Below are 22,304 nucleotides of genomic sequence, written 5' to 3' on the forward strand. Positions count from 1 at the left end.
GACATCGGCATCCGTGTTTGCCTGACGGTGAGGCGCCCTTGACTTGACCATGAAGTGTCATGAGCCTGGCATCTGTTCGCTGCTGTGGCGGACTGATGCAAGGGGGGCTCATGAGACGAAGAGCGAGAGCGATCCTCGCTACGGGCGCGCTCCTGCTGGGCGGTGCGGGTTTGGCGCCCATCGCCCAGGCGCAGAGCGGTAGTTCACCCGCGCCCGACGCGGACGCCGTCAAGGTGTTCCACGCGGAGATCACGAAGCAGCAGGTACCCCTGCTGCTCGCGGCCGGGCAGGACGGCCATGAACTCGGCGACCAGAACTGGAAGAACGGCAAGAGCACGGTCGAGGTCTACGTCACCGACCAGCAGGCCGAGAAGCTGGAGAAGCAGGGCGTCGAGCTCACCGAGCACACGCTGACGGCCAGGGCGGAGGCCCGCGTAGAAGCCGCGGCCGAGGGTGTGTTCCGCCCGTACAGCGGAGCGGGCAATCTCCAGGAGGAGATCGTCAAGACCGGGGCGGCGCACCCCGACCTCACCAAGGTCGTCTCCATCGGCAAGACCCGGAACGGCCAGGACATCCTGGCGCTCAAACTGACCAAGGGCGCCAAGAAGACCAAGGACGGCGCTAAGCCGTCCGTGCTGTACGTGTCCAACCAGCACGCGCGCGAGTGGATCACGCCCGAGATGACGCGGCGTCTGATGCACTACTACTTGGACAACTACGCCACGGACAAGCGCATCAAGAAGATCGTCGACTCGACCGAGCTGTGGTTCGTCCTGTCGGCCAACCCCGACGGCTACGACTACACGTTCCAGGGCGAGGACACGCGCCAGTGGCGCAAGAACCTGCTGGACGTGAACGGCGACGGTGCCATCTCCACCGGAGACGGCGTCGACCTCAACCGCAACTTCCCCTTCAAGTGGGGCTACGACGACGAGGGTTCGTCCCCCAACCCCACCAGTGAGACCTACCGCGGCGCGAGCCCCGGCTCCGAGCCCGAGACCCGGGCACTCGACGCCTTCGAGAAGCGGATCGGCTTCACGTACGGCATCAACTACCACTCCGCCGCCGAGCTGATCCTCTACGGGGTGGGCTGGCAGGTCGCGACGCCGTCCCCGGACGACGTGCTCTACAAGGCGCTCGCCGGAACCCCCGAGAACCCGGCGATCGAGGGCTACCGCCCGCAGGTCTCCTCGGAGCTCTACACCACCAACGGCGAGGCGGACGGCCACGCGGGCAACGTCAACGGCATCGCGATGTTCACCCCCGAGATGTCGACCTGCCAGACCGTCTCGAACATCGACCCGAACGACACCTGGAACGCGGCCGACTGCGCCTCGGTCTTCACCTTCCCGGACGACGAGAAGCTGATCGCGCAGGAGTTCGAGAAGAACATCCCGTTCGCGCTCTCCGTCGCCGAGACCGCGGCCCACCCCGACCGGCCCTCCTCCTCGGTCGGCATCGACGCCCCCGACTTCACCCCGGCCCCCTTCACGACGTCGTACTCACGCGGCGCCGACCAGGAGGTCTCCGTCGTCGTACGCAAGTCCGTACGCGACAAGGAGCTCAAGTACCGCGTCAACGGCGGCCGTACGTGGGACATGGCGCTCAAGGCCTGGAAGGGCGGCGAGACCTACGGCGGCAAGGACAACCTCTACTTCGACGAGTACCGGGCCAAGGTCCAGGACGGCGAACCGGGCGACACGGTCGAGGTCTGGTTCACCGGCGAGACCAGGAGCGGAAAGCCCACCTCCAGCCCACACTTCACCTACACCGTGGCCGAACGGCCGAAGGCCGACACCCTCGTCGTCGCCGAGGAGGGCGCGACCGCCACGCAGGCCCAGACGTACGTCGACGCCCTCAAGGCCAACGGCAAGAAGGCCCTCGTCTGGGACGTCGCGACCCTGGGCGCGCCCGACGCGCTCGGCGTGCTCGACCACTTCAAGACGGTCGTCCACTACACCGGCGCCCCGCGGCCGGGCAACGCCACCCAGCTCCAACTGCGCGCCTACCTCAACGAGGGCGGCAAGCTGATCGAGTCGGGCGAGCAGGCCGGCGGCAGCGTCGACCTGGGCGGCGGCACCCTTTCGAACGACTTCAGCCAGTACTACCTGGGCGCGTACTCCCGTACGTCCACTCCGGGCGCCACCGGCTTCAACGGCTCCGGGAAGCTCACCGGCTTCACGGGGGCGCTCGGCGACACGCCCGGCAACCCGCTGAACGCCGCGGGCACCTACGGCGTCACCTCGGACTCGCTGCCCGCCGCGCAGTACCCGCAGTTCTCGACGAGCGCGGGAGCGGGTCAGTTCGCCGGGACCGTCAACCCGTACGGGCCCTACGCGGGCTCGTACATGGCCGCCGCGGTCCACACCGACGACGCCTACAAGCGCCTCACCCGCACCATCGACCTCACAGGTGTCAGCGCGGCGGACACGCCGACGCTGCGCGCCCAGCTCCTGTGGGACGCCGAGCCCGGCTACGACCACGCGGTGCTCGAGGCCCACACCACCGGGGCCGACGACTGGACGACGCTTCCCGAGGCGGGCGGCGCCACCAGCACCACGGTCCCCGAGGAGTGCGAGGCCGGATTCCTGGTCAGGGAGCACCCCTTCCTCAAGCGGTATCTGACCGTGAACTCCGCCGACTGCACCAACACCGGCACCACCGGGGCGTGGAACAGCTTCACCGGCGCGTCCACCGGCTGGCAGCAGGTCAACTTCGACCTGAGCGCGTACGCCGGTAAGTCGGTCGAGGTCTCGTTCAGCTACATCTCCGACCCGAGCGCGGCCGGCCACGGCCTCCTCGTCGACGACACCTCCCTCGTCATCGGCGGCACGGCCACCGAGACCGAGGGCTTCGAGAGCTCCCTCGGCGCCTGGAGCGTCGCCGGACCGCCCCCGGGCAGCCCGGCCGTCCTCAAGGACTGGGCGCGCTATGGAGAGCTGTTCAAGACCTACGGAGGGGTCACCACGGGCGACACCGTGCTGCTGGGCTTCGGCCTGGAGCACGTCACCGCGGCGGCCGACCGTACGGCCCTGATCGGGAAGGCGCTCACGGCACTGACGCGCTGACCTCGTGTGACGGTCTCGTCAACATCGAGGGCGTTCCGTACCTCTACTGGTGGGTACGGAACGCCCTGCCGTGTATGGGGCATCTCGATGTCACCACAGGGCCCTCAGGGAGGTAGGGTCGTAGGCGGTCGGGGACATCCCATACAACTCGCCGGCACTTGAGCCGGCGTACCAACGAGGAGATCGGTTCGTGACGATCCGCGTAGGCATCAACGGCTTTGGCCGCATCGGTCGTAACTACTTCCGCGCGCTGCTGGAGCAGGGTGCTGACATCGAGATCGTGGCTGTCAACGACCTGGGTGACACCGCGACCACCGCTCACCTGCTCAAGTACGACACCATCCTGGGCCGCCTCAAGGCCGAGGTGTCGCACACCGCCGACACGATCACCGTCGACGGCCACACCATCAAGGTGCTCTCCGAGCGCAACCCCGCCGACATCCCGTGGGGCGAGCTGGGCGTCGACATCGTCATCGAGTCGACCGGCATCTTCACCAAGAAGGCCGACGCCGAGAAGCACATCGCCGGCGGCGCCAAGAAGGTCCTCATCTCGGCTCCGGCCAAGGACGAGGACATCACCATCGTGATGGGCGTCAACCAGGACAAGTACGACGCGGCCAACCACCACGTCATCTCCAACGCCTCCTGCACCACCAACTGTGTGGCGCCGATGGCCAAGGTTCTCGACGAGAACTTCGGCATCGTCAAGGGCCTGATGACGACGGTCCACGCGTACACGAACGACCAGCGCATCCTGGACTTCCCGCACTCGGACCTGCGCCGCGCCCGCGCCGCCGCCGAGAACATCATCCCGACCACGACGGGCGCCGCCAAGGCCACCGCCCTGGTCCTCCCGCAGCTCAAGGGCAAGCTGGACGGCATCGCCATGCGCGTCCCGGTCCCGACCGGCTCGGCCACCGACCTGGTCGTGACGCTGCAGCGCGAGGTCACCAAGGACGAGGTCAACGCCGCGTTCAAGAAGGCCTCCGAGGACGGCGACCTCAAGGGCTACCTGGCCTACACCGAGGACCCGATCGTCTCCTCGGACATCGTCAGCGACCCGGCCTCCTGCACCTTCGACTCCTCCCTGACCATGGTCCAGGAGGGCAACTCGGTGAAGATCCTCGGCTGGTACGACAACGAGTGGGGCTACTCCAACCGCCTCGTCGACCTCACGGTCTTCGTCGGCGGCCAGCTCTAGTACCCGGAGCAGGCACCTCGATGTGAGCACAGGGCTCGGGCAGCGCACGGACGCGCTGCCCGAGCCCTGACTCGCGTACTGATCGATCAGCCCTCTCGGATCAAAAGAGCCTTCCTAGGAGTCCCCTTATGAAGACGATCGACGAACTTCTCGCCGAAGGCGTGGACGGCAAGCGGGTCTTCGTCCGTGCCGACCTGAACGTGCCGCTGGCCGACGGCCTCATCACCGACGACGGCCGCATCCGCGCCGTGCTGCCGACCGTCAAGGCCCTCGCGGACGCGGGCGCCAAGGTGGTCGTGGCCTCGCACCTGGGCCGCCCCAAGGGTGCCCCGGACCCGGCTTTCTCCCTGCTGCAGCCCGCCGAGCGCCTCGGTGAACTCCTCGGTGCCCCCGTCGCGTTCGCGCAGGACACCGTCGGCCCCGCCGCCCACGACGCCGTGAACGGGCTGGAGCCCGGCCAGGTCGCGGTCATCGAGAACCTGCGCTTCAACGCCGGCGAGACGTCCAAGGACGACACCGAGCGCGGCGAGTTCGCCGACCAGCTCGCCGCCCTGGCCGATGTCTACGTGGGCGACGGTTTCGGTGCCGTGCACCGCAAGCACGCCTCCGTGTACGACCTCCCGGCACGCCTGCCGCACTACGCGGGCTACCTCATCGCCACCGAGGTCGGCGTCCTGAAGAAGCTCACCGAGGACGTGAAGCGCCCCTACGTGGTCGCGCTCGGCGGCGCCAAGGTCTCCGACAAGCTCGCCGTCATCGACCAGCTCCTCGGCAAGGCCGACCGTCTCCTCATCGGTGGCGGCATGGCGTACACCTTCCTCAAGGCGAAGGGGTACGAGGTCGGCATCTCCCTCCTCCAGGAGGACCAGGTTCCGGCCGTCCAGGAGTACATCGAGCGCGCGGAGAAGAACGGCGTCGAGCTGGTCCTCCCCGTCGACGTTCTGGTCGCCCCGGAGTTCCCGGACCTGAAGACCAAGGCCCCGGCCAACCCCACCACCGTCGCCGCGGACGCCATCCCGGCCGACCAGGAGGGTCTGGACATCGGTCCCGAGACCCGCAAGCTGTACGCATCGAAGCTCGCCGACGCCGCCACCGTCTTCTGGAACGGCCCGATGGGCGTTTTCGAGCACCCCGACTACGCCGAGGGCACCAAGGCGGTCGCCCAGGCCCTTCTCGACTCCCCGGCCTTCACGGTCGTCGGCGGCGGCGACTCCGCCGCGGCCGTCCGCATCCTGGGCTTCGACGAGACGGCATTCGGCCACATCTCGACCGGTGGCGGCGCCTCCCTCGAATACCTCGAGGGCAAGACGCTCCCCGGCCTCGCCGCACTGGAGGACTGACCCCGTATGACCACTCGCACGCCGCTGATGGCGGGCAACTGGAAGATGAACCTCAACCACCTCGAGGCCATCGCCCACGTCCAGAAGCTCGCCTTCGCCCTGGCCGACAAGGACTACGACGCCTGTGAGGTCGCCGTCCTGCCGCCCTTCACCGACCTGCGCTCCGTGCAGACCCTGGTCGACGGCGACAAGCTCAAGATCAAGTACGGCGCCCAGGACCTCTCGGCGCACGACTCCGGTGCCTACACCGGCGAGATCTCGGGCTCGATGCTGTCCAAGCTGAAGTGCACGTACGTGGCGATCGGACACTCCGAGCGCCGGCAGTACCACAACGAGACCGACGACGTCGTCAACGCCAAGGTCAAGGCCGCGTTCAAGCACGGCCTCACCCCGATCCTGTGCGTCGGCGAGGAGCTGGACGTCCGTGAGGCGGGCAACCACGTCACGCACACGCTCTCCCAGGTCGACGGCGGCCTCAAGGACATCCCCGCCGAGCAGGCCGAGACGATCGTGATCGCGTACGAGCCGGTCTGGGCGATCGGCACCGGCAAGGTCTGCGGCTCCGACGACGCCCAGGAGGTCTGCGCGGCGATCCGCGGGCGCCTGACCGAGCTGTACTCCCAGGAGCTGGCCGACAAGGTCCGCATCCAGTACGGCGGCTCGGTGAAGTCCGGCAACGTCGCCGAGATCATGGCGAAGCCCGACATCGACGGTGCTCTGGTCGGCGGCGCCTCGCTGGACGCCGACGAGTTCGTCAAGATCGTCCGCTTCCGCGACCAGTGAGTCGACCAGCGAGTCGAGCAGTGAGTATGCGGTAGCGGCGATCCGTCGTACCCTTGCGGGGGTCCGGTGCAGTCCATGTGCGGTTCGGCCGCGTGGCCACTGGGCCCCCGTCGTCGATCCAGATCCGAGGAAGTTGGTCCAGCCGTGGTTATGGGGTTCTCGATCGCCCTGATCGTCTTCAGCGGGCTGTTGATGCTGCTGGTGCTGATGCACAAGGGCAAGGGCGGCGGCCTCTCCGACATGTTCGGTGGCGGCATGCAGTCGTCCGTCGGCGGCTCCTCGGTCGCCGAGCGCAACCTCGACCGCATCACCGTGGTGATCGGTCTGCTCTGGTTCGCGTGCATTGTCGTGCTCGGCATCCTGATGAAGGTCAACAACTGACCGCCGACCGATATCGGTACGGCAGCACAACTGCGCATTCCGCAAGCACATTCCACACGTAAGGCCCCATGTCCGGTACGCGCCCGCAGGCGCGGCCTATCATGGGGCTTGCGTCTAGGGGCGGGGGGGTAACTCCAATCACTGGACGCGCGTTGGGCCTTACGTAGACTGAGGCGCTCGCAACGAAGCGAAAACGCCGACTCGCTTCGCGGCACCATCACGCAGGGAGTTACGACCGTGGCAAGTGGCAACGCGATCCGAGGAAGCCGGGTCGGGGCGGGGCCGATGGGCGAGGCCGAGCGTGGCGAGTCCGCGCCCCGGCTGCGCATCTCCTTCTGGTGCTCCAACGGGCACGAGACGCAGCCCAGCTTCGCCAGCGACGCGCAGGTTCCCGACACCTGGGACTGCCCGCGCTGCGGCTTTCCCGCCGGACAGGACCAGGACAACCCGCCGGACCCGCCGCGCACCGAGCCGTACAAGACGCACCTCGCGTACGTACGGGAGCGACGCAGCGACGCGGACGGCGAGGCGATCCTCGCCGAGGCGCTCGCCAAACTGCGGGGCGAGATCTAGGAGTTGACAACCGGCCAGGCGCCTGAGGGCGCCTGGCCGGAGCTGTTTCGCCCTAGCGCCGGGACCGATTGTCAGTGGTGCCCTCTACGGTTGTTGAAGTGGCGCAATCGGAGGGGGCGTTGTGGCGACGGCGGACGTGGCGGGCGTGCGAGCACCCGCGTGGCGCGGGGGGTTCGGGCGGCTCTGGACAGCGGCGGTGGTATCGCGGTTCGGGGACGCGCTGCGCAACGCCGCGCTGCCGCTGCTCGCCGTGCAGCTCACGGACGATCCGCTCGTCATCGCGTCCGTCACGGCCTGCGGCTATCTCCCCTGGCTCCTCTTCGGGTTGGTGGGCGGCGCGGTCGCGGACCGGGTGGACCAGCGGCGGGCGATGTGGGCCGTCGACACCGTACGCGGCACGCTGATGGTCTGTTTCGCCCTCGCCGTCGGGCTCGGACAGGCGTCGATCGGCCTGCTGATCGCGCTCGCCTTCGCGCTGACCACCCTCCAGACGCTGTTCGACAACGCGTCCACGGCCCTGCTGCCGTCCCTGGTGGACCGAGAAGGCCTCGGCAGTGCCAATGCCAAGCTGATGACCGGCCAGCAACTCGCCGGCGGCTTCCTGGCCAGCCCCTTCGTACCGCTGCTCCTCGCCGTCGGGGCCGCCATGCCGTTCGCGGCCGACGCGGCCACCTATCTGCTGGCCGCCGCACTCGTGGCCTCCCTGCGGATCCAGGCGCCCGAGCGGGAGCGCCGCCCGGCCGGGAGCACCCTGCGGGCGGAGGTGGCCGAGGGCCTGCGCGCCCTGTGGCGCGACGGGGCACTGCGCCCGATCTGCCTGGCCACGCTGCTGTGCAACATCGGCATGGGCGCCCTCATCGCCACATTGGTGCTGCACGTGACCCGCTGGCTGCACGCGGGAAACGCCGGTTTCGCGGCCGCGATGACGGCCTACTCCGCCGGGAGCCTGGCCGGGGGAGTGCTGGCACAGCGCATCGCGCGCCGGATCGGGCGAGTCCGCAGCCTGCTGCTGTGCGGAAGCGTCCAGGCGGCCTCCCTGGTGCTCATCGGCACCCTCCGCCACCTGGGCGCCCTCCTCGTGGGCATGGCGCTGCTCGGACTGATGAACATGGTGTGGAACGTCAACCAGGTCACGCTGATGCAGCAGCGCAGCCCGGAATCCATGGTGGGCCGCATCAGCTCCGCGTTCCGCACCGCCTCGACCTCCGGAGCCCCGCTCGGCGCCCTGCTGGGCGGCGTCGTGGCCGGCGCGTACGGGCTGAACGGGCCCGCGCTGTTCGCGGCCGTGCTCTTCGCACTCGCCGTCATCTCGCTGATACCCGCGCTCAAGCCGGACGTATCTGTTGTTGAGCCGGACGACGGCGCGACGACAGCTCACGTCAAGCCCTGATCAATTAGGTTGGGACCGGCAGCGGGGCGAGGTACGCAGAGGTACGCAGCAGCACACGCAGGAAGAAGGCGGAAGTCAGAGATGAACGCAGACAGCCGTGCCAGGCTCAACCGGACGCCCGAGTGGACCGCTCTGGCCAAGCACCGCGAGGAACTCGCGGACACCCATCTGCGGGACCTGTTCGCGACCGACCCCGGACGCGGATCGGGGTACACACTCCAGGTCGGCGATCTGCACGTCGACTACTCCAAGCACCTGATCACCGACGAGACGCTGCGGCTGCTGCACGAGCTGGCCGCGGCGACCGACGTCTTCGGGCTGCGGGACGCCATGTTCCGCGGCGAGAAGATCAATGTCACCGAGGACCGCGCGGTGCTGCACACCGCGCTGCGCGCCCCGCGTGACGCGGTGATCGAGGTCGATGGCGAGAACGTCGTTCCGGCGGTGCACGCCGTGCTCGACAAGATGGCGGGATTTGCCGAGCGGGTCCGTTCGGGCGAGTGGACCGGCCACACCGGCAAGCGCATCAAGAACGTGGTGAACATCGGCATCGGCGGCTCCGACCTCGGCCCGGCGATGGCCTACGAGGTGCTGCGTGCCTTCACCGACCGTTCGCTGACCGTGCGGTTCGTGTCGAACGTGGACGGTGCGGATCTGCACGAGGCCGTGCGGGACCTCGACGCGGCCGAGACGCTGTTCATCATCGCCTCCAAGACGTTCACCACCATCGAGACGATCACCAACGCGACCTCCGCGCGTGACTGGCTGCTGACCGAGCTGAAGGCAGGTCAGGAGGCCGTCGCCAAGCACTTCGTGGCGCTGTCGACCAATGCCGAGAAGGTGTCCGACTTCGGCATCGACACGGCCAACATGTTCGAGTTCTGGGACTGGGTCGGCGGGCGCTACTCGTACGACTCGGCGATCGGGCTGTCCCTGATGATCGCGATCGGCCCGGACCGGTTCCGCGAGATGCTCGACGGGTTCCATCTCGTCGACGAGCACTTCCGCACCGCTCCCGCGGAGTCCAACATGCCATTGCTGTTGGGTCTGTTGGGCATCTGGTACGGCAACTTCCATGACGCGCAGGCGCATGCGGTGCTTCCGTACTCGCACTATCTGTCCAAGTTCACCGCGTACTTGCAGCAGCTGGACATGGAGTCCAACGGCAAATCCGTGGACCGGGACGGCCGCCCCGTGGAGTGGGGGACCGGCCCGGTGGTGTGGGGCACGCCGGGCACGAACGGGCAGCACGCGTACTACCAACTCATCCACCAGGGCACCAAGTTGATCCCGGCGGACTTCATCGGCTTCGCCGAGCCGGTCGCCGATCTGCTGCCTGGTCTGGTCGCGCAGCACGACCTGCTGATGGCGAACTTCTTCGCGCAGACGCAGGCGCTGGCCTTCGGTAAGACGCCGGACGAGGTGCGGGCCGAAGGGGTGCCGGAGGAGTTGGTGCCGCACAAGACGTTCAAGGGCAATCATCCGACGACGACGATCCTCGCGCGCGAGCTGACTCCGTCGGTTCTGGGGCAGCTCATCGCCCTCTACGAGCACAAGGTGTTCGTCCAGGGCGCCGTCTGGAACATCGACTCCTTCGACCAGTGGGGCGTCGAGCTCGGCAAGGTGCTTGCCAAGCGTGTCGAGCCCGCGTTGACGGAGGGGGCGGAGGTGCCGGGGCTGGACGAGTCCACGACGGCGTTGGTCGCCAAGTACCGGGAGTTGCGGGGCCGGTAGAGCCCGGGTGTGAGCCGGGTGCCGGGTAGGTGGCGTGGTGGGGGTTTGATTCGCCCCCGCCTCCCCTACCCGTCCCGTCTTCTGGGGCTCCGCCCCAGACCCCGCCAGGGGCGCTGCGCCCCTGGGCCCCCGCCTTCGCCCGAAGGCCTCGTCCTCAAACGCCGGACAGGCTGACATACCCAGCCCGTCCGGCGTTTGAGGACGAGGCTGTTCAGGCCGAAGCGGGGTCTGGGGGCGGCAGCCCCCAGCCAGGAACGGATGGGACGGGTAAGGGCGGCGGGGGCGAATCAAACCCCCGCCGCCCCTCCGTCAGGCCGAAGCCGGCGGATACAGCGAGCGCGGGAGCTGCGATGCCGCTGCCGCGTCCAGGAGCCACAACGTTCGTGAACGACCGTAGGCACCGGCCGCGGGGGCCTGCACCTCACCCGCGCCCGACAGGGCGATGGCCGCGGCCTGCGCCTTGTCCTCGCCGGCCGCCAGCAACCACACCTCACGCGCCGAGCGGATCGCGGGGAGCGTGAGCGTGATCCGGGTCGGCGGGGGCTTCGGCGCGCCGGTCACACCGACCACCGTCAGCTCCGTCTCCCGTACCGCGGGCAGCTCCGGGAAGAGCGACGCCACATGGGTGTCCGGGCCGACGCCCAGCATGAGGACGTCGAAGGTCGGGACCGAGCCGTGATTCTCGGGTCCCGCGGCCCGGGCGAGCTCGGCGGCGTAGACCTCGGCCGCCGCGCCCACGTCGGCACCGTACGGGCCGTCCGACGCGGGCATGGCGTGCACGCGCTTCGGGTCCAGTGGCACCGAGTCCAGCAGTGCCGCGCGGGCCTGGGTGTCATTGCGGTCCGGGTCGCCCTCGGGCAGGAACCGCTCGTCACCCCACCACAGGTCGATGTGGCCCCAGTCGATGGCGTCCCGGGCGGGTGCCGCCGCGAGCGCGGCGAGCAGCCCGTTGCCGTTGCGGCCGCCGGTGAGCACGACCGAGGCGTAGCCGCGCGAGGCCTGCGCGTCCACCACCTTCGTGATCAGGCGGGCCGCGGCGGCCTGGGCCATCAGCTCCTTGTCGCGGTGCACGACGAGCTGTGGAGCGCTCACGGCGAGTCCGCCTTCTTGACCGGGGGCATCTGTGCCGGAGAGGGCCGGTCGCTGTCGCCCGACGGGGAGGCGGGCGGCAGAGCCTGCGCGGACGTCCGGCCCGGGGCTGCCGAGTCCGGCACCGTCCGGACCGGGAGGGGCGCCGTGGCCTGAGTGAGCGCCTCTGCCCTCTGCGTGGCGGACGGAATCCCTCCCAGCCGGTCCACCCCGAACCGCAGGGCGGACGCGTACGTGTCGTCCGGATCGAGCCTCCGCAGCTCCTCCGCGAGCAACTCGGACGTCTCGCGGCGTTTCAGCGCCACCGCGCGGTCCGGCTGGCCCGGCAGCGCCAGCGTGGCCATCGCTCCGTCCGACCGGTGCAGCGTGATGGGGCCACCGGTCGTCTCCATCCGCACCTGGGTCAGGCCGGGACCGGCGGAGATCGCCCGCCGGACGTGTACGTGGAGCCGGTCGGCGAGCCACATGGCGAGCAGCTCGACGCTCGGGTTGAACTCCTGGCCCGCCACTTCGGCGGAGATGACCTCGCAGCTGATCTGGTCGAGGGCAGCGGCCAGCATCGAGCGCCACGGAGTGATCCGGGCCCACGCCAGGTCGGTGTCGCCGAGCTCGTAGTTCTCCGCGCGGGCACGCAGTTCGTTGACGGGCTTCTCCGCCGAGTAGCTGTCGGTGACCCGGCGCTGGCCCAGGGCCCCCAGTGGGTCATTGGCCGGATCACGCGGGGAGCCCACCGGCCACCAGACCACGACCGGGGCGTCCGGCAGGAGCAGGGGGAGCGCGACGGACTGGGCGTGGTCCGCGACCTCGCCGTAGAGCCGCAGGACGACCGTCTCGCCGGTGCCCGCGTCCGCGCCGACCCGCACCTCGGCGTCGAGGCGGGACTTCGTGCGGTCGCGGGGCGAGCGGGAGACGCGCTTGATGACCACGAGGGTGCGCGAGGGGTGCTCGCGGGACGCCTCGTTGGCGGCCTTCAGGGCGTCGTAGGCGTTCTCCTCGTCGGTGACGATGACGAGGGTGAGGACCATGCCGACGGCGGGGGTGCCGATGGCCCGGCGGCCCTTCACGAGCGCCTTGTTGATCTTGCTGGCCGTGGTGTCCGTGAGGTCTATCTTCATGGGCGACGCCAGCTCCGTCCGTCTCGTTCGAGCATTTCGTCCGCCTCGACGGGGCCCCACGTGCCCGAGGGGTACTGCGCGGGCGTGCCGTGCTTGTCCCAGTGCTCCTCGATCGGGTCGAGGATCTTCCAGGACAGCTCGACCTCCTCGGTGCGCGGGAAGAGGTTCGAGTCGCCCAACAGGACGTCCAGGATCAGACGCTCGTACGCCTCCGGGCTCGACTCCGTGAACGACTCGCCGTACGCGAAGTCCATCGAGACGTCCCGGATCTCCATGGAGGTGCCGGGCACCTTGGAGCCGAAGCGGACCGTGATGCCCTCGTCGGGCTGGACGCGGATGACGATCGCGTTCTGGCCCAGCTCCTCCGTCGCCGTGTGGTCGAAGGGGGAGTGCGGGGCGCGCTGGAAGACGACGGCGATCTCGGTGACACGGCGGCCGAGGCGCTTGCCGGTGCGGAGGTAGAAGGGGACGCCCGCCCAGCGGCGGTTGTCGACCTCCACCTTGATGGCCGCATAGGTGTCGGTCTTCGACTTGGGGTCGATACCGTCTTCCTGGAGGTAGCCGACGGCCTTCTCGCCCCCCTGCCAGCCCGCCGCGTACTGCCCGCGCACGGTGTCGCGCCCCAGGTCCTTCGGGATCCGCACCGCGCCGAGCACCTTGGTCTTCTCGGCGGCGAGTGCGTCCGCGTCGAAGGACGAGGGCTCCTCCATGGCCGTCAGAGCCATCAGCTGGAGCAGGTGGTTCTGGATGACGTCGCGGGCGGCGCCGATGCCGTCGTAGTAGCCGGCGCGGCCGCCGATACCGATGTCCTCGGCCATGGTGATCTGCACGTGGTCGACGTACGACCGGTTCCAGATCGGCTCGAACATCTGGTTGGCGAAGCGGAGCGCCAGGATGTTCTGGACGGTCTCCTTGCCGAGGTAGTGGTCGATGCGGAAGACCTGGTCCGAGGAGAAGACCTCGTGCACGATCGCGTTGAGTTCCTCGGCCGACTTCAGGTCGTGGCCGAAGGGCTTCTCGATGACCGCGCGCCGCCAGGAGCCGCTCGACTGATCGGCCAGACGGTGCTTCTTCAGCTGCTGGATGACCACCGGGAAGGCGGACGGCGGCACGGACAGGTAGAAGGCGAAGTTGCCGCCCGTGCCCTGTGCCTTGTCCAGCTCCTCGATCGTGGAGCGCAGCCGCTCGAACGCGTCGTCGTCGTCGAAGGTGCCCTGGACGAAGCGCATCCCCTGGATGAGCTGCTGCCAGACCTCTTCGCGGAACTCCGTACGGGCGTGTTCCTTGACGGCGTCGTGGACTTCCTGGGCGAAGTCCTCGTTCTGCCACTCGCGGCGGGCGAAGCCGACGAGCGAGAAGCCCGGCGGCAGCAGCCCGCGGTTGGCGAGGTCGTACACGGCGGGCATCAGCTTTTTGCGTGACAAATCGCCCGTGACGCCGAAGATGACCAGGCCCGACGGCCCCGCGATACGCGGGAGCCGTCGGTCTGCGGGGTCACGCAGCGGGTTGCTGCTTGACAAGATTTCAGCCCTCCGAGGGGGCGAGGCGCTCGAGCTCTGCCTCTGTGGACTTGAGCAGGTCGTTCCAGGACGCCGCGAACTTCTCGACGCCCTCGTCCTCCAGGAGCTGGACCACGTCGTCGTAGGAGATCCCGAGCTTCTCGACGGCGTCGAGTTCGGCGCGGGACTGCTCGTACGTACCGGCGATGGTGTTTCCGGTGATGTCGCCGTGGTCCTCGGCGGCCTGCAGGGTGGCCTCCGGCATGGTGTTGACGGTGTTCGGCGCGACCAGGTCGTCGACGTACAGGGTGTCCTTGTACGCCGGGTCCTTGACGCCGGTCGAGGCCCACAGCGGGCGCTGCTTGTTGGCCTGCGCCTTGTCGAGGGCGGCCCAGCGGTCGGAGGAGAAGACCTCCTCGTACGCCTGGTAGGCGAGCCGGGCGTTGGCGAGACCCGCCTTGCCGCGGGCGGCCTTGGCCTCGGGGGTGCCCAGGGCGTCGAGCCGCTTGTCGATCTCGGTGTCCACGCGGGACACGAAGAAGGACGCCACCGAGTGGATCCCGGAGAGGTCGATGCCCGCGGCCTTGGCCTTCTCCAGGCCCGCCAGGTAGGCGTCCATGACCTCGCGGTAGCGCTCCAGCGAGAAGATCAGCGTGACGTTGACGCTGATGCCCCTGCCGATGACCTCGGTGATCGCGGGCAGGCCCGCCTTGGTCGCCGGGATCTTGATGAGCGTGTTGGGGCGGTCCACCAGCCAGGCCAGCTGCTTGGCCTCGGCGATGGTCGCGGTGGTGTTGTGGGCCAGGCGCGGGTCGACCTCGATGGAGACCCGGCCGTCCTGACCCTGCGTCGCGTCGAACACCGGGCGCAGGATGTCGGCGGCGTCACGGACGTCCGCCGTCGTGATCATGCGGATGGCCTCGTCGACGGTGACCTTGCGGGCGGCGAGGTCGGTGACCTGCTGCTCGTAGCCGTCGCCGCTGCTGATCGCCTTCTGGAAGATCGACGGGTTGGTGGTGACGCCCACGACGTGCTGCTGGTCGATCAGTTCGGCGAGATTGCCGGACGTGATCCGCTTGCGCGACAGGTCGTCCAGCCAGATCGCGACGCCTTCTTCGGAGAGGCGCTTGAGTGCGTCTGTCATGGAAATTGCATCTCCTACGTGTCGTATACCAGCGTCAGCGCTGGGCTGCGGCGATCGATTCCCGGGCGGCATTGGCGACGTTCTCGGCCGTGAAACCGAATTCGCGGAAGAGCACCTTGCCGTCGGCCGAAGCACCGAAGTGCTCCAGCGAAACAATGCGTCCCGCGTCCCCGACGAACCGGTGCCACGTCAGACCGATACCGGCCTCCACCGAGACGCGCGCCTTCACCGACGGCGGCAGAACGCTGTCCCGGTACCCCTGGTCCTGCTCCTCGAACCACTCCACGCACGGCATGGACACGACCCGCGTCGGGATGCCCGCGGCCTGGAGCTGCTCACGCGCCTCGACGGCCACGTGCACCTCGGAGCCGGTGCCGATGAGGATGACCTCGGGCGTGCCGCCCTCGGCCTCGAAGAGTACGTAACCACCCTTCGCGGCGTCCTCGTTCGCCTCGTACGTCGGCACGCCCTGGCGGGTCAGCGCGAGGCCGTGCGGGCCGCCCTTGCCGAACACCTTCGTGAAGCGCTTGAGGATCTCGCGCCAGGCGATCGCGGTCTCGTTGGCGTCCGCGGGACGGACCACGCTGAGGCCGGGGATGGCGCGCAGCGAGGCGAGGTGCTCGACCGGCTGGTGCGTCGGGCCGTCCTCGCCCAGGCCGATCGAGTCGTGCGTCCACACGTACGTCACCGGCGCGTGCATCAGCGCGGACAGGCGCACGGCGTTGCGCATGTAGTCGGAGAACACCAGGAAGGTGCCGCCGTAGATACGGGTGTTGCCGTGCAGCGCGATGCCGTTCATCTCCGCGGCCATGGAGTGCTCGCGGATACCGAAGTGGATCGTGCGGCCGTACGGGCTCGCCTCCGGCAGCGGGTTGTCCGCCGGCAGGAAGGAGCTCGTCTTGTCGATGGTCGTGTTGTTCGAGCCGGCGAGGTCGGCGGAGCCGCCCCACAGCTCGGGGATGACCGCGCCGAGCGCCTGCAGCACCTTGCCGGACGCGGCACGGGTGGCGACACCCTTGCCCGCCTCGAACACCGGCAGCTCGGACTCCCAGCCCTCGGGCAGCTCGCCCGCGGCGATCCGGTCGAACTCGGCGGCGCGTTCCGGGCTGGCGGTGCGCCACTCCTGGAAGCCCTTCTCCCACTCGGCCTTCGCCTCGCGGCCGCGGTCCAGGGCCTCACGGGTGTGCGCGAGGACCTCGTCCGCGACGTCGAAGGACTTCTCCGGGTCGAAGCCGAGGACGCGCTTGGTGGCCGCGACCTCGTCGTCGCCGAGCGCCGAGCCGTGGGCGGCCTCGGTGTTCTGCGCGTTCGGGGCGGGCCAGGCGATGATCGAGCGCATCGCGATGAACGACGGCTTGTCCGTCACCTTCTTCGCGGCCTCGATCGCGTTGTAGATCGCGTGCGGGTCCAGGTCGCCGTCCGGCTTCGGGGCCACGCGCTGCACATGCCAGCCGTACGCCTCGTAGCGCTTGACGGTGTCCTCGGAGACCGCGGTCTCGGTGTCGCCCTCGATCGAGATGTGGTTGTCGTCCCACAGCAGGATCAGGTTGCCGAGCTTCTGGTGGCCGGCCAGCGAGGACGCCTCGGCGGAGATGCCCTCCTGGAGGCAGCCGTCACCGGCGATCGCGTAGATGAAGTGGTCGAACGGGGAGGTACCGGGCTCCGCGTCCGGGTCGAACAGGCCGCGCTCGTAGCGGGAGGCCATCGCCATGCCCACCGCGTTGGCGACACCCTGGCCCAGCGGGCCGGTCGTGGTCTCCACGCCGGGGGTGTGCCCGTACTCGGGGTGGCCCGGGGTGCGGGAGCCCCACGTCCGGAAGGACTCCAGATCGTCCAGCTCCAGGCCGAACCCGGCCAGGTAGAGCTGGGTGTAGAGGGTCAGCGACGAGTGGCCCGCGGACAGCACGAAGCGGTCGCGTCCGGTCCAGTCGGGGTCCGCCGGGTCGTGCCGCATCACCTTCTGGAAGAGGGTGTACGCAGCAGGGGCCAGGCTCATCGCCGTACCGGGATGGCCGTTTCCGACCTTCTGTACGGCATCGGCGGCCAGGACGCGGGCGGTGTCGACTGCCCGCTGGTCCAACTCGGTCCACTCGAGGTCTGTGGTGGTCGGCTTGGTGCTCACCCTGGGTCAGGGCTCCTCTCCACATGTTCCACATGTCAGTGCCGGTGCACTCGGGCGCCCACCGGCCGTTGTCGAGCCTACCCCCGTAAGTACGTGCGTTTTTTCGAGTCATTCCAGACTGCCGGGAGTCTTCGGGATCCGCCTCTTGACTGGTCCGATCCGTGTTCGGCAAGTGAATACGGAGCCGCTCGTAAGAGTGCTCAATCGAGCTTCAGTACGCCCGTTGCGTGCGCCTCTCCGCACCCCTGTTGCGACCACCGTCAACACGACCCCACCCCCGCGAAGGTCGAGGTCTGGGCAACGTCTACAGTGGCGTGGTACGCGCGAGCCTTTACCGGGAGTTCACACCCGGGGCTTGCTGGGATGTCTCTGTCAGGGGTGTGCGTGACGGCCGTCGAATCCCGTCCAGCGGGGGTGCTCGGGACGAGCAGCAGCCCAAGCCACCGGCCGTTCGGGGCCCGTGTCAAGGCATTTGTGGCGCTGACCAAGCCACGAATCATCGAACTGCTGCTGATCACCACCGTGCCGGTGATGTTTCTGGCCGAGCAGGGTGTGCCCGACCTGAAGCTGGTCCTGCTCACCTGCCTCGGCGGCTATCTGTCGGCGGGCGGCGCCAACGCGCTCAACATGTACATCGACCGTGACATCGACGCCCTCATGGAGCGGACCTCGCAGCGTCCGCTGGTCACCGGCATGGTCAGTCCGCGCGAGTGCCTGGCCTTCGGTATCTCCCTGGCGGTCGTCTCGACGCTGCTGTTCGGTCTGACGGTCAACTGGCTGTCGGCGTGGCTGTCGCTCGGAGCGCTCCTCTTCTACGTCGTCGTCTACACGATGATCCTCAAGCGCCGCACGTCGCAGAACATCGTGTGGGGCGGCATCGCGGGCTGTCTCCCGGTGCTCATCGGCTGGTCGGCGGTCACGAACTCGCTGTCGTGGGCGCCGGTCATCCTCTTCCTCGTCATGTTCTTCTGGACGCCGCCGCACTACTGGCCGCTGTCCATGAAGGTGAGGGACGACTACGCGCGCGTGGGCGTGCCGATGCTGCCGGTCGTCGCCTCCAACAAGGTCGTCGCCCGCCAGATCGTCATCTACAGCTGGGTGATGGTCGCGGTCTCACTGCTCCTCACCCCGCTGGGCTACACCGGCTGGTTCTACACGGCCGTCGCGCTCGCCGCGGGTGGCTTCTGGCTGTGGGAGGCGCACGGGTTGCAGAACCGTGCCAAGGCCGAGGTGACGGGTGGGAAGCTGAAGGAGATGCGGCTGTTCCACTGGTCGATCACCTACGTTTCGATTCTGTTCGTGGCTGTTGCGGTGGATCCCTTCCTGCGTTAGTACGGCCGTTGGTACGACCCGGACAGAGAACGGGCGGGGTGCGTGGTCAAGGCCACGCCCCCCGCCCGTCGCCGTTTGATCTACCCGTCGGTAGCATCCTGACCATGGCAGACACCCAGCAGGTTGACGAGACCACCGGCGCCGCCCAGGACGCCAAGGCCGAGCGCAAGGCGGCCAAACTCGCCCAGCGGATCGGCGCCTTCACCAAGGAGCACGGCGGCGCCGAGGGGCATGTGGAGTACATCGGGCAGATGGGCGCCCGTGTCGTGCTCGTCGGCGCGGACGGCGGCTGGGGCGACCTGGTGGCACCCACCTACGCCATCGCCGAGCAGGCCGTGAAGAAGGCCGGGATCACTGTTCATGAAGCGTTCGACGGGGAGTTCGCCGCCAAGGTGAAGACCGGCCCGTACGAGTGGACGCGGATGGCGGGGATCCAGGTCGGCGGACCCAGCAACGGCTGAGACCGAGTACCGCAGGGCGGCCGACAACCGTCGGCCGTTCGCACGGGGTGTGTGCAACCAACACCCGACGCCCGGTTCACCCGTTAGGACTGAGAAAGCTCGGTCCAGTCGCGGGAGTCCGGATGATCGAAATGCCGTCCCTCGTGGACCAGTACTGCCACGGCGTACTGCGGACGGAGCTGGGCCTCGGCACCTTCGAGGCCCACCTCGCCAGGACCGAGGGCCCACCGGCCGCGGGTACGACCCTCTTCGACACCCAGACCGGCTTCGCGGTACGTCGCTGGTGTCCGCCCCTGCTCGGGCTGGAACCGCACTGCCCGCCGGCCCGCTACCTGGCCCGGCGCCGTGAACTCGGCGTACTGGAGTCGGGCCGCAGGCTGCTGCGCGGCAGCGGCATCACCACGTATCTGGTCGACACCGGGCTGCCCGGCGATCTGACCGGGCCGAGCGAGATGGCCTCCACGGGCGACGCCCACGCGCACGAGATCATCCGCCTCGAACTGCTGGCCGAACAGGTCGCGGACACCTCCGGCACCGTCGAGTCCTTTCTCGCCAATCTCGCCGAGTCCATCCACGGAGCCGCCGCGAACGCCGTCGCCTTCACGTCCGTCGCGGGCGGACGACACGGCCTGGCGCTCGCGCCCGAGCCACCCGGACCGGGAGAGGTGCGGGGCGCGGCGGGGCGCTGGCTCGCGGGCCGCCGGGTGGGCGGGGCGCTCAGCGATCCCGTCCTGCTGCGCCATCTGCTGTGGATCGCCGTGGCCTCGGGCCTGCCCCTCCAACTGCACGCGGGCCTGGGCGAACCCGGTCTGCGCATCGACCGCACCGACCCGGTCCTGCTCACCGACTTCGCCCGTGCCACGGCCGGTCTCGGCACCGACCTCGTCCTGCTGCACGGCTACCCGTACCACCGCCACACCGCCCACCTCGCCGGGATCTTCCCGCATGTGTACGCCGACCTGGGCGCCGCACTGGTGCGTACGGGCGCGCGGGCGGCGGCCGTCCTCTCCGAGATGCTGGAACTGGCCCCCTTCGGAAAACTGCTCTTCTCCAGCGGGGCACACGGCCTGCCCGAACTTCATGTGGTCGGCGCACGCCTGTTCCGCGAGGCCCTCGCCCGGGTGCTCGGCACCTGGGTCGCCGAGGGCGCCTGGTCGCTGGCGGACGCGCAGCGGGTGGCGGGGCTGATCGCGGCGGGAAACGCGCGGCGGGTGTACGGGGTGGAGTGAGCACGCCAGACTCCGATCCCATGACCGCACCTGATCCCATGACCGATGGCGCCACTGCGCGCCTACTGGACCGGTTCCTCGCCGATCTGCGTGCCCTCCACCCGGTCGCCGTCTGGGCGCACGGTTCGCTCGCGGGGGGCGACTATCAGGAGGGGCGCAGCGATCTCGACCTGATCGCCGTCCTGGAGAGTCCCATCCCGCTGGGCACACTGCGCAGGACTGTCCGGCTGCACCGACGGCTACGCGCCGACGAACCGCTCGCCGAGAAGCTGCACTGCAGTTACCTGACGCCCGACACCATGGCCGGCGCGGACAGGTCGTATCCCACCTGGGCCCACAACCATGCGCTGAAGCGTCCGGTGACTCCCGTCACCCGCCGCGAACTGCACGCCTTCGGCTTGGTCCTGCACGGCAGGCCGCCGGAGGGTTTACTGCCGCCCACTCCGGACCGTGAGCTCAACGCCTTCGTCGTACGGGACCAGAAGGAGTTCTGGCGGGGCGCGCTACGCAAGGCGCGGCTCTGGAATCAGGACATCTGGGTCGACCTCGGCATGCTCACCTTCGCGAGGGCGAGCACGACCCTGCGGGACGGGCGGCTGATCTCCAAACGGGAGGCACTCGAACTGCTCCCCGAACTGGGTGCCCCGGTCGAGGTGGTCGACGACATCAGGCGACGGCGGTACGAGGACCCCGCGCCGCCCACCGAGGAGTGGACGGCGCGCCGGAGAGAGCTGACGCGAAACTACCTCGGCCCCGCGATCGACGACCTCGTGACCACGTATGAACCACTCACGCGCGTGTGAGCGTCGATTCCGTCGCGGCGGCCGGCAGGTCCGCCATGGCCTCCGGCCGCTCGCGCAGCGACAGCAGGACGCGCAGGACGCCGATCCACACCACGCAGGAGCCGAACATGTGGAGGCCGACCAGGACCTCGGGGAGGTCGGTGAAGTACTGGGCGTAGCCGATGACGCCCTGGCCGAGAAGGATCAGGAACAGGTCGCGGGTGCGGTCCAGCGGGCCCTTGGGGGCGTCGACCGCCTTGAGGACGAACCACAGGGCGAAGGTCAGCGTGACCACGATCCAGGCCAGCACGGCGTGCAGCTTGGTGACGTTCTCCCAGTTCAGCGGGATGCGTTCGACTTCGCTGGAGTCGCCGGCGTGCGGGCCCGCGCCGGTGACGACCGTGCCGACCGCGATCAGCAGGACGGTCACGGCGACAAGGATCCACACCATCTGCCGTACCGGCTTGCCGACGAGGGGACGCGGCGCGGCGTCGCCCTCGTGGGTGCGCTGCCACATCACCGTGGCGACGGCGATCAGCGCGGTGGAGAGGAGGAAGTGGGCCGCGACCGTATACGGGTTGAGGCCCACCAGCACCACGATGCCGCCGAGCACCGCGTTGCTCATGACGACCCAGAACTGCGCCCAGCCCAGCCGGGTCAGGCTCCGCCGCCACGGCTTCTGCGAGCGTGCGGCGATGATCGCCCAGCCGACCGCCGCGCACAGCACATAGGTCAGCATGCGGTTGCCGAACTCGATGACTCCGTGGAAGCCCATCGCGCTCGTGGTGGTGAGCGAGTCGTCGGTGCACTTGGGCCAGGTCGGGCAGCCGAGGCCCGACCCGGTCAGGCGGACGGCGCCGCCGGTGACCACGATGACCACCGCCATGACGAGCGCGGCGAGAGCCGCACGCCGCACGGTCCGAGGTGTCGGGGTCCAGCGTTCGGCGATGAAGGCGAGCGGGTTGCGCGCGAAGGCTACGGCGTCGGCTCGGGTCACGTTTGGCACGCGTCCCATCGTAGGCGGCCGCTTGTGCACGCTTTCACGAGGGGGGTTCCCGGCG

At 69.1% G+C, this 22,304-nt stretch carries 18 protein-coding genes; 12 read left to right on the forward strand and 6 right to left on the reverse strand.

Annotated elements, in window-relative coordinates; all coding sequences use genetic code 11:
* The first annotated feature begins 110 nt into the window (after positions 1 to 110).
* From ACX28W_RS16165 to pgi, 8 genes are all read left to right on the forward strand, one after another.
* A complete protein-coding gene (locus tag ACX28W_RS16165) occupies positions 111 to 3,068 on the forward strand; it encodes a M14 family metallopeptidase (protein WP_458999650.1) in 2,958 nt (985 codons plus the stop codon).
* A gap of 190 nt (positions 3,069 to 3,258) precedes the next feature.
* On the forward strand, positions 3,259 to 4,269 hold the full coding sequence (gene gap, locus ACX28W_RS16170; RefSeq protein WP_147962891.1) for a type I glyceraldehyde-3-phosphate dehydrogenase: 1,011 nt from the start codon (positions 3,259 to 3,261) through the stop codon (positions 4,267 to 4,269).
* 128 nt (positions 4,270 to 4,397) lie between these two features.
* Positions 4,398 to 5,609 (forward strand): phosphoglycerate kinase, encoded by a 1,212-nt coding sequence (locus tag ACX28W_RS16175; protein ID WP_458999651.1) that lies wholly within the window; start codon positions 4,398 to 4,400, stop codon positions 5,607 to 5,609.
* 6 nt (positions 5,610 to 5,615) lie between these two features.
* A complete protein-coding gene (gene tpiA / locus ACX28W_RS16180; RefSeq protein WP_458999652.1) occupies positions 5,616 to 6,392 on the forward strand; it encodes a triose-phosphate isomerase in 777 nt (258 codons plus the stop codon).
* Positions 6,393 to 6,542: 150 nt separating this feature from the next.
* Complete coding sequence (gene secG / locus ACX28W_RS16185) at positions 6,543 to 6,773, forward strand: preprotein translocase subunit SecG (protein WP_362070579.1); 231 nt, start codon at positions 6,543 to 6,545, stop codon at positions 6,771 to 6,773.
* A gap of 237 nt (positions 6,774 to 7,010) precedes the next feature.
* Complete coding sequence (locus ACX28W_RS16190) at positions 7,011 to 7,346, forward strand: RNA polymerase-binding protein RbpA (protein ID WP_006349936.1); 336 nt, start codon at positions 7,011 to 7,013, stop codon at positions 7,344 to 7,346.
* Positions 7,347 to 7,467: 121 nt separating this feature from the next.
* Positions 7,468 to 8,736 (forward strand): MFS transporter, encoded by a 1,269-nt coding sequence (locus ACX28W_RS16195; RefSeq protein ID WP_458999653.1) that lies wholly within the window; start codon positions 7,468 to 7,470, stop codon positions 8,734 to 8,736.
* Positions 8,737 to 8,817: 81 nt separating this feature from the next.
* Complete coding sequence (gene pgi / locus ACX28W_RS16200; protein WP_458999654.1) at positions 8,818 to 10,470, forward strand: glucose-6-phosphate isomerase; 1,653 nt, start codon at positions 8,818 to 8,820, stop codon at positions 10,468 to 10,470.
* 309 nt (positions 10,471 to 10,779) lie between these two features.
* On the opposite strand, the gene pgl is transcribed toward pgi, so the two are convergent.
* From pgl to tkt, 5 genes are read right to left on the reverse strand one after another with little or no spacing between them, the layout of a single operon-like run.
* On the reverse strand, positions 10,780 to 11,562 hold the full coding sequence (gene pgl / locus ACX28W_RS16205; RefSeq protein ID WP_458999655.1) for a 6-phosphogluconolactonase: 783 nt from the start codon (positions 11,560 to 11,562) through the stop codon (positions 10,780 to 10,782).
* Positions 11,559 to 12,674, reverse strand: coding sequence for a glucose-6-phosphate dehydrogenase assembly protein OpcA (gene opcA, locus ACX28W_RS16210; protein ID WP_458999656.1), 1,116 nt, complete (start codon positions 12,672 to 12,674; stop codon positions 11,559 to 11,561). Before opcA ends, pgl begins: the two co-directional genes overlap by 4 nt.
* Entirely contained in the window at positions 12,671 to 14,197 is a 1,527-nt protein-coding gene (gene zwf, locus ACX28W_RS16215) for a glucose-6-phosphate dehydrogenase (protein WP_458999753.1), read from the reverse strand. Before zwf ends, opcA begins: the two co-directional genes overlap by 4 nt.
* A 1-nt stretch (position 14,198) precedes the next feature.
* Entirely contained in the window at positions 14,199 to 15,317 is a 1,119-nt protein-coding gene (gene tal, locus ACX28W_RS16220) for a transaldolase (RefSeq protein WP_458999657.1), read from the reverse strand.
* 34 nt (positions 15,318 to 15,351) lie between these two features.
* Complete coding sequence (gene tkt, locus ACX28W_RS16225) at positions 15,352 to 17,439, reverse strand: transketolase (protein WP_458999658.1); 2,088 nt, start codon at positions 17,437 to 17,439, stop codon at positions 15,352 to 15,354.
* A 378-nt stretch (positions 17,440 to 17,817) separates the two neighbouring features.
* Here tkt and ACX28W_RS16230 point away from each other — a divergent pair, with 378 nt between their 5' ends.
* The 4 genes from ACX28W_RS16230 to ACX28W_RS16245 all read left to right on the forward strand — a co-directional run bounded on the left by ACX28W_RS16230 (position 17,818) and on the right by ACX28W_RS16245 (position 21,264).
* Positions 17,818 to 18,771: a heme o synthase gene (locus ACX28W_RS16230; protein WP_458999754.1), complete on the forward strand. Its 954-nt coding sequence runs from the start codon at positions 17,818 to 17,820 to the stop codon at positions 18,769 to 18,771.
* A 104-nt stretch (positions 18,772 to 18,875) separates the two neighbouring features.
* Positions 18,876 to 19,232, forward strand: a complete 357-nt coding sequence (locus tag ACX28W_RS16235) for a hypothetical protein (protein ID WP_458999659.1) — start codon at positions 18,876 to 18,878, stop codon at positions 19,230 to 19,232.
* Positions 19,233 to 19,354: 122 nt separating this feature from the next.
* A complete protein-coding gene (locus tag ACX28W_RS16240) occupies positions 19,355 to 20,461 on the forward strand; it encodes an amidohydrolase family protein (protein ID WP_458999660.1) in 1,107 nt (368 codons plus the stop codon).
* A 20-nt stretch (positions 20,462 to 20,481) separates the two neighbouring features.
* Positions 20,482 to 21,264 (forward strand): nucleotidyltransferase domain-containing protein, encoded by a 783-nt coding sequence (locus tag ACX28W_RS16245; RefSeq protein ID WP_458999661.1) that lies wholly within the window; start codon positions 20,482 to 20,484, stop codon positions 21,262 to 21,264.
* Here ACX28W_RS16245 and ACX28W_RS16250 read toward each other — a convergent pair.
* Positions 21,251 to 22,258, reverse strand: coding sequence for a COX15/CtaA family protein (locus ACX28W_RS16250; RefSeq protein ID WP_458999662.1), 1,008 nt, complete (start codon positions 22,256 to 22,258; stop codon positions 21,251 to 21,253). The two genes, ACX28W_RS16245 and ACX28W_RS16250, sit on opposite strands and share 14 nt — an antisense overlap.
* Between the last annotated feature and the right edge of the window lie 46 nt (positions 22,259 to 22,304).

It is taken from the genome of Streptomyces sp. SD15 (assembly GCF_054462255.1).

Coding starts and splice junctions, on each gene's coding strand:
- tpiA (WP_458999652.1), top strand. CDS start 5,616: ATGACCACTCGCACGCCGCTGATGGCGGGCAACTGGAAGATGAACCTC.
- tal (WP_458999657.1), bottom strand. CDS start 15,317: ATGACAGACGCACTCAAGCGCCTCTCCGAAGAAGGCGTCGCGATCTGG.
- secG (WP_362070579.1), top strand. CDS start 6,543: ATGGGGTTCTCGATCGCCCTGATCGTCTTCAGCGGGCTGTTGATGCTG.
- ACX28W_RS16245 (WP_458999661.1), top strand. CDS start 20,482: ATGACCGCACCTGATCCCATGACCGATGGCGCCACTGCGCGCCTACTG.
- ACX28W_RS16175 (WP_458999651.1), top strand. CDS start 4,398: ATGAAGACGATCGACGAACTTCTCGCCGAAGGCGTGGACGGCAAGCGG.
- ACX28W_RS16165 (WP_458999650.1), top strand. CDS start 111: ATGAGACGAAGAGCGAGAGCGATCCTCGCTACGGGCGCGCTCCTGCTG.
- opcA (WP_458999656.1), bottom strand. CDS start 12,674: ATGAAGATAGACCTCACGGACACCACGGCCAGCAAGATCAACAAGGCG.
- ACX28W_RS16235 (WP_458999659.1), top strand. CDS start 18,876: ATGGCAGACACCCAGCAGGTTGACGAGACCACCGGCGCCGCCCAGGAC.
- pgi (WP_458999654.1), top strand. CDS start 8,818: ATGAACGCAGACAGCCGTGCCAGGCTCAACCGGACGCCCGAGTGGACC.
- ACX28W_RS16250 (WP_458999662.1), bottom strand. CDS start 22,258: ATGGGACGCGTGCCAAACGTGACCCGAGCCGACGCCGTAGCCTTCGCG.
- ACX28W_RS16240 (WP_458999660.1), top strand. CDS start 19,355: ATGATCGAAATGCCGTCCCTCGTGGACCAGTACTGCCACGGCGTACTG.